Source organism: Mycobacterium talmoniae (assembly GCF_001854525.1).
GTDB lineage: Bacteria > Actinomycetota > Actinomycetes > Mycobacteriales > Mycobacteriaceae > Mycobacterium > Mycobacterium talmoniae.
This window is the reverse complement of the sequence record NZ_MLQM01000161.1, coordinates 1-12,327: the sequence shown is the minus strand read 5'-3', so window position 1 is coordinate 12,327 and position 12,327 is coordinate 1. Positions and strand designations below refer to the sequence as shown.

At 70.2% G+C, this 12,327-nt stretch carries 13 protein-coding genes and 3 pseudogenes; 8 read left to right on the top strand and 8 right to left on the bottom strand.

Annotated elements, in window-relative coordinates; all coding sequences use genetic code 11:
• Window positions 1-116: 116 nt before the first annotated feature.
• The 8 genes and pseudogenes from BKN37_RS30470 to BKN37_RS21760 all read right to left on the bottom strand — a co-directional run.
• A pseudogene (locus tag BKN37_RS30470) lies at window positions 117-227 on the bottom strand (hypothetical protein); the annotation flags it as partial.
• Window positions 228-823: 596 nt separating this feature from the next.
• Window positions 824-1,207, bottom strand: a pseudogene (locus BKN37_RS30465) (glycosyltransferase family 39 protein); the annotation flags it as partial.
• Window positions 1,208-1,503: 296 nt separating this feature from the next.
• Window positions 1,504-3,012, bottom strand: a complete 1,509-nt coding sequence (locus BKN37_RS21775) for a sensor histidine kinase (RefSeq protein WP_071029033.1) — start codon at window positions 3,010-3,012, stop codon at window positions 1,504-1,506.
• Window positions 2,990-3,694, bottom strand: coding sequence for a response regulator transcription factor (locus BKN37_RS21770; RefSeq protein WP_071029038.1), 705 nt, complete (start codon window positions 3,692-3,694; stop codon window positions 2,990-2,992). The genes BKN37_RS21775 and BKN37_RS21770 overlap by 23 nt, the downstream gene beginning before the upstream one ends.
• 108 nt (window positions 3,695-3,802) lie before the next feature.
• Window positions 3,803-3,937: a hypothetical protein gene (locus BKN37_RS30225; RefSeq protein WP_278184967.1), complete on the bottom strand. Its 135-nt coding sequence runs from the start codon at window positions 3,935-3,937 to the stop codon at window positions 3,803-3,805.
• A 33-nt stretch (window positions 3,938-3,970) separates the two neighbouring features.
• Window positions 3,971-4,108 carry a hypothetical protein gene (locus BKN37_RS29310; protein WP_165618372.1) on the bottom strand — a complete coding sequence of 46 codons (138 nt, stop codon included), beginning with the start codon at window positions 4,106-4,108 and terminating at the stop codon, window positions 3,971-3,973.
• Window positions 4,109-4,168: 60 nt separating this feature from the next.
• Window positions 4,169-4,663: a metallophosphoesterase family protein gene (locus tag BKN37_RS21765; protein WP_071029037.1), complete on the bottom strand. Its 495-nt coding sequence runs from the start codon at window positions 4,661-4,663 to the stop codon at window positions 4,169-4,171.
• A 5-nt stretch (window positions 4,664-4,668) separates the two neighbouring features.
• A complete protein-coding gene (locus BKN37_RS21760; RefSeq protein ID WP_071029032.1) occupies window positions 4,669-5,055 on the bottom strand; it encodes a nuclear transport factor 2 family protein in 387 nt (128 codons plus the stop codon).
• A gap of 50 nt (window positions 5,056-5,105) precedes the next feature.
• Between BKN37_RS21760 and BKN37_RS21755 the strand changes: the two genes are divergently transcribed.
• The 8 genes and pseudogenes from BKN37_RS21755 to BKN37_RS21720 form a co-directional block, all read left to right on the top strand.
• Window positions 5,106-6,104: a phosphotransferase family protein gene (locus BKN37_RS21755; RefSeq protein WP_071029031.1), complete on the top strand. Its 999-nt coding sequence runs from the start codon at window positions 5,106-5,108 to the stop codon at window positions 6,102-6,104.
• Between the two features lie 96 nt (window positions 6,105-6,200).
• Window positions 6,201-7,460 carry an amidohydrolase gene (locus tag BKN37_RS21750; protein ID WP_071029030.1) on the top strand — a complete coding sequence of 420 codons (1,260 nt, stop codon included), beginning with the start codon at window positions 6,201-6,203 and terminating at the stop codon, window positions 7,458-7,460.
• A gap of 270 nt (window positions 7,461-7,730) precedes the next feature.
• Window positions 7,731-8,045 carry a hypothetical protein gene (locus BKN37_RS21745; protein ID WP_071029029.1) on the top strand — a complete coding sequence of 105 codons (315 nt, stop codon included), beginning with the start codon at window positions 7,731-7,733 and terminating at the stop codon, window positions 8,043-8,045.
• Between the two features lie 35 nt (window positions 8,046-8,080).
• Window positions 8,081-8,383: a WXG100 family type VII secretion target gene (locus BKN37_RS21740; protein ID WP_071029028.1), complete on the top strand. Its 303-nt coding sequence runs from the start codon at window positions 8,081-8,083 to the stop codon at window positions 8,381-8,383.
• A gap of 62 nt (window positions 8,384-8,445) precedes the next feature.
• Complete coding sequence (locus BKN37_RS21735) at window positions 8,446-9,279, top strand: ESX secretion-associated protein EspG (protein ID WP_071029036.1); 834 nt, start codon at window positions 8,446-8,448, stop codon at window positions 9,277-9,279.
• Window positions 9,280-9,321: 42 nt separating this feature from the next.
• Window positions 9,322-10,323 carry a CpaE/TadZ family protein gene (locus tag BKN37_RS21730; RefSeq protein ID WP_095407170.1) on the top strand — a complete coding sequence of 334 codons (1,002 nt, stop codon included), beginning with the start codon at window positions 9,322-9,324 and terminating at the stop codon, window positions 10,321-10,323.
• A complete protein-coding gene (gene eccD, locus BKN37_RS21725; protein WP_083341960.1) occupies window positions 10,320-11,798 on the top strand; it encodes a type VII secretion integral membrane protein EccD in 1,479 nt (492 codons plus the stop codon). Before BKN37_RS21730 ends, eccD begins: the two co-directional genes overlap by 4 nt.
• Window positions 11,795-12,327: pseudogene (locus BKN37_RS21720) on the top strand (type VII secretion-associated serine protease); the annotation flags it as partial. The gene eccD and the pseudogene BKN37_RS21720, both read left to right, overlap by 4 nt.

Here is a 12,327-nt window from a genome sequence, read left to right as displayed (position 1 = left end):
GGCCGGGTGGTGGGCCCTGCCAGCGCTGCACCCGGGGACCGGCGGACGGCACCGCACCCCGATGCGGGGTCGCCACCGTCGCCAGCGTGTAGGCGGCCGGGCCGGCCAGCGACACCAGCACCGCGGCCGCGGCCAACACCCGCGTCGCAGCAACCGGGAGCCGACCGGCGGCAAGCATCAGCGGCCCGACGGTTACGCCGACCACCACGACGGCGACCCGCAGCCACGGCAGCCACGACGCGGTCCGGTCCAGCAGCACATACGCCCAGCCCGCGGTGACCATCACCACGACCGCCAGCGTGGCCGCGGCCCAGGCGTCGCGCCGGTGTTGCCACAGCAGCTCGGCGCCGAGGGCGACACCGGCCGCGATCGCCGGCGCCAACGCCACCGTGTAATAGGAGTGCACGATCCCGTTGGCGTAGCTGAACACCGCACCGGTGACCAGCAGCCAGCCGCCCCACAGCAGCAGCGCGGCCCGCACCGGGTCGGTGCGGGGCGCGCGGCGGGTGAGCCACAGCCCGGCGGCGATCGCGATCACCGCGGCCGGCAACAGCCACCCGATCTGGCCGCCCATGGCCGGTCCGAACAGCCGCCCGGCGCCCACATCGAAGTTGGTGTTGCCCAGCCCCCCGGTCTCATCGCCGGTCAACCGACCCAACCCGTTGTAGCCGAGGGTGAGTTCCAGGATCGAATTGTGTTGCGATCCACCGATATAGGGCCGCGACGACGTCGGCCACAGCTCGACCAGCAGCAGGTACCAGCCCGCGCAGGCCAGCAGGGTCAGCGTCGCGCCCGCCAGCCGGCGCAGCCGGGTCCGCAGCGGCGGGTGCGCGGCGACCAGATACACCAGCGCGAACACCGGCAGCACCAGGAGGGCCTGCAGCATCTTGGCCAAGAACCCGAATCCGACCGCCGCGCCCGCCGCCGAAAGCCACCAGGCGCTGGCGCCGTCGTCCAGGGAGCGCAGCACACAGTAGGCCGCCACCACCAATAGCAACACGAGCAGCGCGTCGGGATTGTTGTAGCGGAACATCAACGCGGCCACCGGGGTCAGCGCCAGCACCGCCCCGGCCAACAGCCCCGCCGGCGCGCCGGCGACCCGGCGCACCGCGGCGTACAGCACGCCGACCGCCGCGACCCCCGCCAGCGCCTGCGGCACCAGCAGGCTCCACGAGTTGAGCCCGAACAGCCGCACCGAGGTGGCCATCACCCACAGCGCGGCCGGGGTCTTGTCCACCGTGATCGCGTTGGCGGCGTCGCTGGACCCGAACAGGAACGCGATCGGGTTTTGGGCGCCGGCCTGGGCGGCGGCCGCGTAGAAACTGTTGGCCCAGCCGCTGGCCGACAGCTGCCACAGGTACAGCAGCGCGGTGCCGGCCAGCAGGACGATCACCGCGCCGCGGGGGCACCGCGATTCCGCCGCGCGCGCCGCCAGCTGCTCGGGCGCGGTGATCGTCACCCCTCGATCCTCACCGACCGGCGTGGGTGCCCGATGGGCCGCTGCTATGCGCCGGCTGTGAGCGGCAGCCGCACGGTGAATGCGGTGTGGCCCGGTGCGCTGTGCACCTCAATGCTGCCGTGGTGCGCCTTGATCACCGCCGACACGATCGCCAAGCCCAGCCCGGTGCTGCCGCCCTTGCGGGATCGGGAGGTGTCGCCGCGCGCGAACCGCTCGAACACTTCCGGTTGCAGCTGCTCGGGGATGCCCGGCCCGTTGTCGATCACCTGCAGCACGGCGTGGGTGGCTGCGGTGGCCAGTTGGGTGGTCACCACGGTGCCCGGACCGGTGTGGACGCGGGCGTTGGCGAGCAGGTTGGTCAGCACCTGATGCAGCCGGGCTTCGTCACCGGCGACGATCACCGGCTCGGCGGGCAGGTCCAACTTCCACTCGTGGTCCGGGCCGGCGACGTGTGCGTCGGAGACCGCGTCGACCGCCAGCCGGGACAGATCGACCGGTTCGCGTTGCAGCGGCCGACCCGAGTCCAGCCGGGCCAGCAGCAGCAGATCCTCCACCAGATGGGTCATCCGCTCGGTCTCCGACGCCACCCGGCTCATCGCGTGCGTCACCGCGTCGGAGTCGTCCCGCATGCGTTGGGCCAGTTCGGTGTAGCCGCGGATCGCGGCCAGCGGGGTGCGCAGTTCGTGGCTGGCGTCGGCGACGAACTGACGCACCCGGGTTTCGCTGGCCTGCCGCGTGGACAGTGCCGTCGCGATGTGGTCGAGCATCCGGTTCACCGCCGACCCGAGCCGGCCCACCTCGGTGTAGGGGTTGGCGTCCGGTTCGGGTACCCGCACCGGCAGCGTCACCTCCCCGCGGTCCAGCGACAGGTTCACCACCTCACCGGCGGTTTGGGCCACCCGGGTCAGCGGCGCCAGCGCGCGCCGGATGATCAGCATGCCAACGGTGATCGCGGCGGCCACCGCGACGGCGGTGACGACCGCGAAGATCAGCAGCACCCGGATCATGGTGTCGTCGACGTTGGCCATCGGCAGCCCGGTGACGATGACGGCGCCGCCGTGGCGGGCATGCGCGGCGACCACCCGGTAGCGGCCCAGCCCGTCCACGTCCAGCGTCACCGGCCGGCGGGCGCCGGCCAGCGCGCTCAGCTGCGCCTGGGCGGTGTCGGTCAACGCGCCGCGGTCCCCCTGACCGGTCAGATAGCCGGCGTCGACGGTGGCGCCGTCGTCGACGACGGCCGCGACGATGCCGAGCGGCTGACCCGGCGCATCCAGGAACATCGGCCCCGGCCCGGGCCGGTGCACGGGGCGGTGGTGATGGCGCCACGGCAGCGGTGGCGGCGGGGGCGGCGGCATGCCGTAGAGGTCCGCCGAGCGGTGCGCGGCCTTGTGCAACTCATGGTCGAGTTGGCCCACCAGGTATTGGTGCAGCGCCAGTTCGGTCACCGCGCCGATCCCGACGCAGACGGCGACGAGCAGCACGATCTGGCCGACCAGCAGCCGGGCCCGCAGCGACCAGACCCGCCGCCCGCTACCGGGCGGGTTTGAGGACATAGCCGGCGCCGCGCAGGGTATGGATCATCGGTTCGCGACCGTTGTCGATCTTTTTGCGCAGGTAGGAGATGTACAGCTCGACGATGTTGGACCGGCCGCCGAAGTCGTAGCTCCACACCCGGTCCAGGATCTGCGCCTTGGACAGCACCCGCTTGGCGTTGTGCATCAAGAACCGCAGCAACTCGAACTCGGTGGAGGTCAACGAGATCGGCTCCCCGGCCCGGGTCACCTCGTGGCTGTCCTCGTCGAGGACCAGGTCCCCGACGACGATCTGGGCGCCGGCCTCGGCGGTCGTCACCCCGGTGCGGCGCAGCAGCGCCCGCAGCCGCAGCACCACTTCTTCGAGGCTGAACGGTTTGGTGACGTAGTCGTCGCCGCCGGCGGTCAGCCCGGCGATCCGGTCTTCCACCGAGTCCTTGGCGGTGAGGAACAGCACCGGCAACTGCGGGTTTTGGGTGCGCAGTTTGCGCAGCACGTCGAGCCCGCTCATATCCGGCAGCATCACGTCCAACACGACGACGTCGGGGCGGGCGGCGCCGGCGGCGGCGATCGCCGCGGCGCCGTCCCCGGCGGCGGTGACGTTCCAGCCCTCGTACCGCAACGCCATCGACACCATCTCGGCCAGCACGTTCTCGTCGTCGACCACCAGCACGTTGATCGGGTTGCCGTCGGCGCGACGCATCACCACACGTTCCGCCGGTGTGTGGGGTTCAGCCATGACTTTCAGTATGGGCACGGGCATGGGCCGATACTGTGTCGACCCTATGCGCCGGCTGTGAACCGCGGCTGCCTACCGGCCACGCCAAAACGTCAGCGACCGCCACAGCTTGTGCCACCACGACGGCTCCGGCGCGACGGTGTCCTTGGCTTGTTCTGCTTCGTCGGCGTAATCGTTGATCGATTCATCGCCTTCTTCGGCACGCATAGCCGCTCTCCGTTCGAATCGTCTGCGCTGGCCCTACTCCGGTTCGGCCGGGGTGAGCCGTTCGGGGGTTTCCTCGGGCGCCAGCCGTTCCGGCGGCTCGGCCGGCCTGGCGGGCTCCGGTGGCTCGGCGGGCACCGCGGGGGTCGGTTGCGACGGCTTAGGCTCGGGCATCGGTCACCTCCCAGCTTCAGTCGATGGCCTACCCACCCCGCCACACGACGAAACCCCAGGTCAACCCAGCCGGCGCAGGACGACATCGACCAACACGCCGTCGCGCACCGCCGCCGTCATAAAGGTGCAGTGCGGCTGGCGCCGACGGTCGGTCGGCGAGCCGGGATTGAGCAACCGCAGACCGGTCGCCGCCGTGGTGTCCCAGGGAATGTGGCTATGACCAAACACCAGCACGTCGGTGTCCGGGTAGCGCCGCGACATCCGCGCTTCGCGGCCGGCCGCCGCCCCGGTCTCGTGCACGACGGTGAAGCGCAGCCCGCCCAGCGTCGCGTCGGCCCGTTCGGGCAGCCGGGCCCGGATCTGCGCGCCGTCGTTGTTGCCCCAGCAGGCGATCAGCCGCGCCGCCCTGGCCTGCAGCGCGTCGAGCAGACCGACGTCGACCCAGTCCCCGGCATGCAGGACGACATCGGCCCGCGCCACCGCGTCCCACAGCGGCGCCGGCAGGTCGCGGGCGCGCCGCGGCACGTGGGTGTCCGCGGTCAACAGCAGCCGCACCGCGGTCACGGCTTTGGCAGCAGGGCGGCCATCTTCGGCATGATCGCCTGCAATGCCTTGAAGGGTCGCAGCATCACCTTGACCGCGACGATTTTGCCGTCGTCATCCCAATGCACCATGTCGATCCCGTTGACGTAGATGCCGTCGACGGTCGCGGTGAACTCCAGCACCGCCGACCGGTCGGTGTACCACTGCCCGACATAACGGAAATCGGTGTCCGCAAAGACCTTTCCGGCCGCCGCCAGATAGGCGAGCACGGTCTCCCGGCCCCGTTGCGGGGTGAACACCGCCGGCGAGTAGAACACCGGGTCCTCGGCCAACAACTCGGCCACGTGGTCCATCCGGCCGGATTCGACGAGCTCGATCCAGCGCTGCATCACCGGTGGGGTCATCGCTTCACGGTAGGTTCTCAGGGGTGGACCCGGAAGCTATCGCAGCATGGATGTCGACGCAGGGGCTGGGCGAAGGCCCGCTGGACGACGTCACCGAACTGTCCGGCGGCACCCAGAACATCATGCTGCGCTTCACCCGATCGGGCCGGTCCTATGTGCTGCGGCGCGGGCCGCGGCACCTGCGGCCCCGCTCCAACACGGTGATCCTGCGGGAGACGCAGGTGTTGGCCGCCCTCGCCGGCACCGAGGTGCCGCATCCGCGGCTCATCGCCCGCTGCGAGGACCCGACGGTGCTCGGCGACGCGGTGTTCTACCTGATGGAGCCGGTCGACGGGTTCAACGCCGGCCAGGGGCTGCCGCCGCTGCACGCCGGCGATCCGACCGTGCGCTATCAGATGGGGCTGTCGATGGCCGACGCGCTGGCCAAACTCGGCGCCGTCGACCACGTCGCGGTCGGGCTCGGTGATTTCGGAAAACCGGACGGCTTCCTGGAACGCCAAGTGCCGCGCTGGCTTTCGGAGCTGGAATCCTATTCCGAGCTCGACAACTATCCCGGCCCCGACATCCCGGGCGTGGCGGAGGTCGCCGCCTGGCTGCAGCGCGGCCAACCGGCGTCGTGGACGCCGGGCATCATGCACGGCGACTACCACGCCGCCAACGTGATGTTCTCCCGGACCGGGCCCGAGGTGGTGGCCATCGTCGATTGGGAGATGTGCACGATCGGCGACCCGCTGCTGGATCTGGGTTGGTTGCTGGCCACCTGGCGCGGGCGGGACGGGTCCAGCGTGCTCGAGCACCCCTTCCTGGAAAGCGACGGGGTGGCCGGCCCGGACGACCTGATCGAGCGTTACGCCGCCAACACCCGCCGCGACCTCAGCCACATCACCTGGTACACGGTGTTGGCCTGCTTCAAGCTCGGCATCGTGTTGGAGGGCACCTGGGCGCGCGCCTGCGCGGGCAAAGCCCCCAAGGAGGTCGGTGAGCACCTGCACCGGGCCACCCTGCGGCTGTTCGAGCGGGCGCACCTCCTGATGGAGGGCCGGCAATGACCCCGTCGGGTTCGCCGAGATCGACGTTTCCGGGATGCGTTCTCGAACTTTGGCCCGCAAACGTCGATCTCGGCGAGAACAGCAGGAGGTCTGCCCATGACTGACCGCGTTGACTCACTCGTCGACGCCGACACTCCGCGTCTGACCGAGGTGTTCAAGGACATTCACCGCAACCCCGAATTGGGGTTCACCGAGGTCCGCACCGCCCGCATCGCCGCGCAGGCGTTGACCGACCTGGGGTTCACCGTGACCACCGGCATCGGCGGCACCGGTGTGGCCGCGATCCTGGAGAACGGTCCCGGCGCCACCGTGATGTACCGCGCGGACATGGACGCGCTGGCGGTGGCGGAGGCCACCGGCCTGGACTACGCCAGCACCAAGCGCGTCACCCGCGATGACGGCACCGAAACGCCGACCGCGCACGTGTGCGGCCACGACGCCCACACCACCTGGATGCTGGGGATGGCCAAGGTGCTGGCGCAGACGACCGACGCCTGGTCGGGCACCGCGGTGCTGATCGGCCAGCCCGCCGAGGAGCTGATCGCCGGCGCGCGGGCCATGGTCGACGACGGGCTCTATGACTTCATCCCCAAACCCGACCACTTCCTGGCCATGCACACCGCCCCGGTGCCGGTGGGCATGCTGGCCGCCGTCGGCGGGGAACGGATGGCCGGCACCGATCAGCTCGACATCGTGTTCCGCGGGGTCGGCGGCCACGGGTCGATGCCGCACCTGGCCAAGGACCCGGTGCTGATGGCCGCGCTGGCCGTCGTCGAGTTCCAAAGCATCGTCAGCCGCACCATCGCCCCGAACGACACCGCGGTGCTCACCGTCGGAGCGATCCAGGCCGGTGCCAGCTACAACGTCATCCCCGATCGGGCGCTGCTGAAGGTCAACCTGCGCTGGTTCCAGCCGCATGTCCGCGAGCAGTTGCTGACCGGGATCAAGACCATCAGCGAGGGCATCGCCCGCAGCTACGGCATGCCCGAGGACCGGTTGCCGGTGATCACCATGCGCGGCGGGTCCACTCCCCTGGTCAACGACGCGGGGCTCACCGATCGGGTGGCGGCGGCGCTGGGTGGGGTGCTCGGCACGGACAACGTCGTGACCCAGCTGCCGCCGCTGGGCGGCAGCGAGGACTGCCACCTGCTCAAGGGCCCGCACACCGATGTGCCGTTGGCGTACTTGTTTGTCGGGGTCGCCGACCCGGAGGTCTACGCCCAGGCCGCCGCGGCCGGGAAACTGTTTCCGTATGCGCCGCACAGCCCGGACTACGTGGTGGATCTCGCGGCGATTCCGTTCGGGACGAAGGTCGCCAGCCACGCCATGCTGGAGTTGCTCGGCGCCGCGGGCTGACCCCCCGCTGAGGCCCCGGCACTGCCCCGCCGGCGCCGCGGGCTGACCCCGCCGAGCAGACGCAGATTCGCACAAATCTCGGCCGGATCGTGCGAATCTGCGTCTGCTCGCGGCCCAGAAGCGACCGCGCGACGGGCAGGAGTTAACGCCGTGACGGCTGGGGTAACTGTCAAACGATTGCCTGTGCAAAGGTGAAGTGACAGCGGCAGATACGCGTCTACACTCAAGCCCAACCCGATTCGGGTATTGCAAAAATCAAAGGAGAATGCTATGCCGCCACGGGTACCCCCGGAGCTGCTGGCGGAGGCGCAGCAGACGCTAACCAACATCATGACCGAGGCGCAGGCCGTTGCCATGAACACGCTCAACAGCCACGAGGATGTCGTTGCCGCCGGATCCTTTTCCGGTGACGCCGCCGTTAAATCGCAGCTGACGGCGGAACGGATCAACCAGGGTCTTCGGGACGTGATCAACGGCGGTCAACAGATGGCCCACGCGATGGGCGTGACGTTGAGTTTCTGGGACCAGCAAGTGATCGATGCGGGGCACTCGTTCGAGAACGTGCTCGGCAGCATCGCGACTTAACCACCGCGACAATTCTTTTGTGAGGAGCGACGACCATGGGTGCTGCGGACATCACCTACAACTATGGTCATATCGGTGCTGTGTCCGTCGGTTTCGCCGGGAACTCAGCGCAGCTGCTCGACCACCACGACCAGATCGTGAGCCTGATCAACCGGCTGGAGCCGTTCACCGGCGAAGGCGCTAACGCGTTGCGCGACGGCGCCACGCTGATGCTGAAGGGATTGGCGGAGCTCGGCGACGCCGTCGGCTTACACAGCAAGGCCCTGGATTACGCCGTCGACTCGGCGCAAGCCACCGACCTGATGAGCGCCCACAGCTTCAACGGCATCTTCGGCTAGCAACGCCGCCCGCGCCGACCTGAGGCGCACCCCTACCCCCCGCGGGGGCATTGCGGGACAACGTGCTGACGACCGCCGTCGACGGCCTGTGGGCACTGCAGGTGCTCTCCGGCATTGAGGCGCTGGCCCCCGAGCTGGCGCTGCGTCCCATCCTGCCCAGCGTGGAAACCAAACCGCTCGCGCTGGCGCATCCGGTCTGCGCCGCGTTGCGCAGCGCCGGCGTGATCGACGATGCCGGCGTGGTGGATCCCACCGTGGTGGAGTGGCTGACCGTGGTCGCCCGCCGCGATATCGCCCTGCTCATCCAGCTGCGCCTGCCGGGCGACGATCCACCGGCGCGGGTGTTGCTGGCCCGGTTCGCCCGCTGGTGGGTGGTGATGGAACGGTCCGAGGACCTGGTCCGCATCGGCGGGGCGGGCACCGCCGGCGCCGAAGACGCCGCCGACACCGTGGTCGCCACCCAGCTCCAGCGGTTGTGCGGCAGGCTGGCGCCGGCGCCGCTGCGGCCGGTCACCGTCGACGCGGATGCGTTGGCGGCCAACGTGACTAGCCGCGACACCCTGCGGGCGTTCCTGACCGCCCAGCGCCTCGACGGCGACCAGTTGCAGCTGCTGATGCTGGCCACCGACCCGCAGCGGTCCGCGCAGGCCGCGATCGTGGCGATTCAATCCGGGCTGGAAACCGGCCGGCCCACCCGCGCCCAGGTGGAACCCAGCGTGGTCACCATCATGGACACCCCGGCCGGGCGGGTGGTCGCCGAACATGTCCGGTCGGCCGGCAAGAACTGGATGATCTTCGCACCGGGCACGTCGCGTCACATCGGGGGCGCGGTCAACCAGCTGCTGCGCCGGCTGCCCGCGAACGACAAATGGTTTTCCTACCGAAAAGTTGTGTAAGCAAAGGGCTTGGTCCACATGAGTTTGAAGGTGAGTAACCCCATGGTGGCAGATCTACACAAGAAAGCGACGGACCGATCCCGGCCGGCTCCGCGGGTGGGCCACGACTCGGTGTCCGACACGCTACGCATCTCGGATTTGGTGGCGCCCCGCAAAATTCCGCCCGGTTCGGGGTGGCGGCGATTCGCGTATCTCACCACGTTTCACGGCGTGAATTTCGGGGAGTCACCCGCCGAACGGCATTACCGCGAATTGCAGGAGCGCATCCGCCGCCACATCCGCAAGCAGTTCGTCATCGCGGTGATCTCCGGTAAGGGCGGCGTCGGCAAGACGACGTTGACGGCGTGTATCGGCGCGGTGTTTCGGGAATGCCGCCCGGAGAACGTGGTGGCCGTCGACGCCGCGCCGGGCTTCGGCACACTGGCCGGCCGCATCGACGAGACCCCGCCCGGCGACTATGCGGCGGTGCTCAACGACACCGACGTCCAGGGCTACGCCGACATCCGAGAACACCTGGGGCAGAACGGTATCGGACTTGATGTGTTGGCCGGCAACCGGGCCTCGGATCAACCCCGCCCGCTGGTGCCGTCGATGTTCAGCGGGGTGCTGTCCCGGCTGCGCCGCACCCACACCATCATCGTCGTCGATACCTCCGACGATCTGGAGCACCCGGTGATGAAGGCGGTGTTCGATGCGTGCGACACCCTGGTGTTCGTGTCCGGGCTGACCGCCGACACCTCGCTGCCGGTGACCCGCTCGATCGATTTGCTGCGGTCGATGGGGCATCACGAATTGGTGTCCCGCAGCATGGTGATCCTGAACGACAGCCGCAACAAATACGATCCCGACGCGCGGGATTACCTGACCGAACGCTTCGCCCAATCCGGCGCCACCGTGGAATTCATGCCCTACGATCCGCATCTGGCCAAGGGCGGGATCATCGACACCCAGCATGAACTACGGCGGAAAAGCCGGCTGCGGCTATTCGAAATCACCGCCGCCGTCGCGGACAAGTACATCCCGGATGCCGAACGGCCGAGATGACGAAAGTCGCGTTTCCGGCGCGCTGCGCGGTCGCGGTGGTGTGCGGGCCGCACCTGGTCTCGCAGGTGTACCCGGCGTCGGTGCCGGTCGAGACGTTCATCGACAACATCGTCGAGTTGCTCAACGACGAGCTGACCCGGCGCGGGTTGGGTGGGCTGGATTCCGATATCGGCTACGAACTGCACAAGGCCAACGGGGTCCGACTCGACGTCACCAAGACCCTCGACGATCTGGGCGTCGAAGACGGCGACACCCTGGTGCTGGCGCCCGCCGTCGACGGGGAATCGTTCGAACCCCAATACGAGTCGCTGTCCACCGGGCTGGCCCGGATCGGCAAGCGGCTGAGTGAACCCGTCACCGCCGAGACCGCCGCCCACACCGCGGTGGCGATCCTCGCGATGGCCGCCGCGGCGCTGCTGGGATTGGCGCTGCGCCACCGCGCCGCCGCCGACACCCCGCTGGCCAGCATCGTCACCGGCGCGGTCGGCCTGGCGACGCTCGGGGCGGCCGCCGCGGTGTGGCGCTGGTGGCCGCACCGCACCGACATGCTGTGCGGATTCGGCTGGCTGGCAATACCGTTGCTGGCGGTGAGCCTGAGCGCCGCCGCGCCGGGCGCGTTGGGGTCACCGCACGTGTTCATCGCGGCGCTGACGGTCGCGGTGCTGGCCTGCGGGATCGCAGCGCTGACCGGGCGGCTGGTCCACGTCGCCGCCGCGGTGGTCACGCTGTGCGCCCTGGGCGGCGGCCTCGCCGCGGCCCGGATGTGGCGACCGGTCCCGGCCCAGTGGTTGGGCATGGGCACGCTGACCGCGCTGCTGGTGTTGCTGACCCTGGCGCCGAACATCGCGTTGTGGTGCGCCCGGATTCGACCGCCGCACTTCGGGTCGGTCACCGGGCGGGATCTGTTTCGGCGCAGCGACGGTCTGCCCGCGGACACGGTGGAGCCGGTGTCGGTCGACGACACCACCGCCGACCCGGACACCACGCCGCGCGGGCGCCGCATCGCCGCCGCGGCGCTGCGCGCCAACCACGTCCTGACCGGCATCTGCGTGGGCGCCGCGGTCGCGCTGCCCGCCGCGGTGTGGGCGACCCTGATGCCGGGCCGACGGCACAGCGTGGCGGCCGCGGTGCTGGTCGCGCTGTTCGTGGTCATCTTCATCAGCCGCGGACGCGCCCACGCCGACAAGCGCCAGGCCGTGGCCCTGGTGGGCGGGGCCGCGGCGGCGGTGTGCGTCGCGGCGGTCAAGTTCGTCGTGCACCAGCCGCCCGGGTCCGCGCCGCCGCTGGTGTGGGCGGCGGTGGTGCTGGCCGGATTCGCCGGCGCGGGGCTGGCCGCGGGGCTGCTGGTGCCGATCACCAAGTTCACCCCGCTGGTGCGGATGGCCGCCGAATGGATCGAGCTGGCGGCCATCATCGCCGCGCTGCCGCTGGCCGCCTGGATCGGCGGGCTGTTCGCCTGGGTGCGGATGCGATGACCGGCCGGGCGCGCCGGACCTCGGCACTGGCGGCGACGATGCTGGCGGTCGCCGCGTTGACCAACCTTCCGGTGGCCCAGTCCATCCCGCCACCCGGGGTGGATCCAAGCCGGGTGCCCGGCGACGGCACACCCGGCCCGGAGCAGCCGATGCGGCAAAGCAACATCTGCGCCCAGACCATCACCGTGGCCGATCCGAATGTGGCGATCACCGCCCCGGGTTTCACCATGCTCAACGTTCGGCACGCCTGGCGGTACTCGACCGGCAACGGGGTGCCGGTCGCGGTGATCGACACCGGTGTCCAACCGAGCCCGCGGCTGCCGGTGGTGCCCGGCGGCGACTACATCATGGGCGGCGACGGGCTGACCGACTGCGACGCCCACGGCACCGTGGTGGCCTCGGTGATCGGCGCCGCACCGCAGGGTGCCGCGATGCCGGCGCCGATGCCGCCCGGCCCGGCCTTTCCGCCACCGCCGGGCGCACGCACCGAATCGGGGCCGCCACCCCCGGCCGGGCCGCCGCCACCGCC

What these genes read in the sequence shown, in the direction of transcription:
- BKN37_RS21745 (WP_071029029.1), top strand. Translation starts at nt 7,731, where the DNA reads ATGCCGCCACGGGTACCCCCGGAGCTGCTGGCGGAGGCGCAGCAGACG.
- BKN37_RS21760 (WP_071029032.1), bottom strand. Translation starts at nt 5,055, where the DNA reads ATGACCCCACCGGTGATGCAGCGCTGGATCGAGCTCGTCGAATCCGGC.
- BKN37_RS21730 (WP_095407170.1), top strand. Translation starts at nt 9,322, where the DNA reads ATGGTGGCAGATCTACACAAGAAAGCGACGGACCGATCCCGGCCGGCT.
- BKN37_RS21750 (WP_071029030.1), top strand. Translation starts at nt 6,201, where the DNA reads ATGACTGACCGCGTTGACTCACTCGTCGACGCCGACACTCCGCGTCTG.
- eccD (WP_083341960.1), top strand. Translation starts at nt 10,320, where the DNA reads ATGACGAAAGTCGCGTTTCCGGCGCGCTGCGCGGTCGCGGTGGTGTGC.
- BKN37_RS21740 (WP_071029028.1), top strand. Translation starts at nt 8,081, where the DNA reads ATGGGTGCTGCGGACATCACCTACAACTATGGTCATATCGGTGCTGTG.
- BKN37_RS21755 (WP_071029031.1), top strand. Translation starts at nt 5,106, where the DNA reads ATGTCGACGCAGGGGCTGGGCGAAGGCCCGCTGGACGACGTCACCGAA.
- BKN37_RS21775 (WP_071029033.1), bottom strand. Translation starts at nt 3,012, where the DNA reads ATGTCCTCAAACCCGCCCGGTAGCGGGCGGCGGGTCTGGTCGCTGCGG.
- BKN37_RS30225 (WP_278184967.1), bottom strand. Translation starts at nt 3,937, where the DNA reads ATGCGTGCCGAAGAAGGCGATGAATCGATCAACGATTACGCCGACGAA.
- BKN37_RS29310 (WP_165618372.1), bottom strand. Translation starts at nt 4,108, where the DNA reads ATGCCCGAGCCTAAGCCGTCGCAACCGACCCCCGCGGTGCCCGCCGAG.
- BKN37_RS21770 (WP_071029038.1), bottom strand. Translation starts at nt 3,694, where the DNA reads ATGCGTCGCGCCGACGGCAACCCGATCAACGTGCTGGTGGTCGACGAC.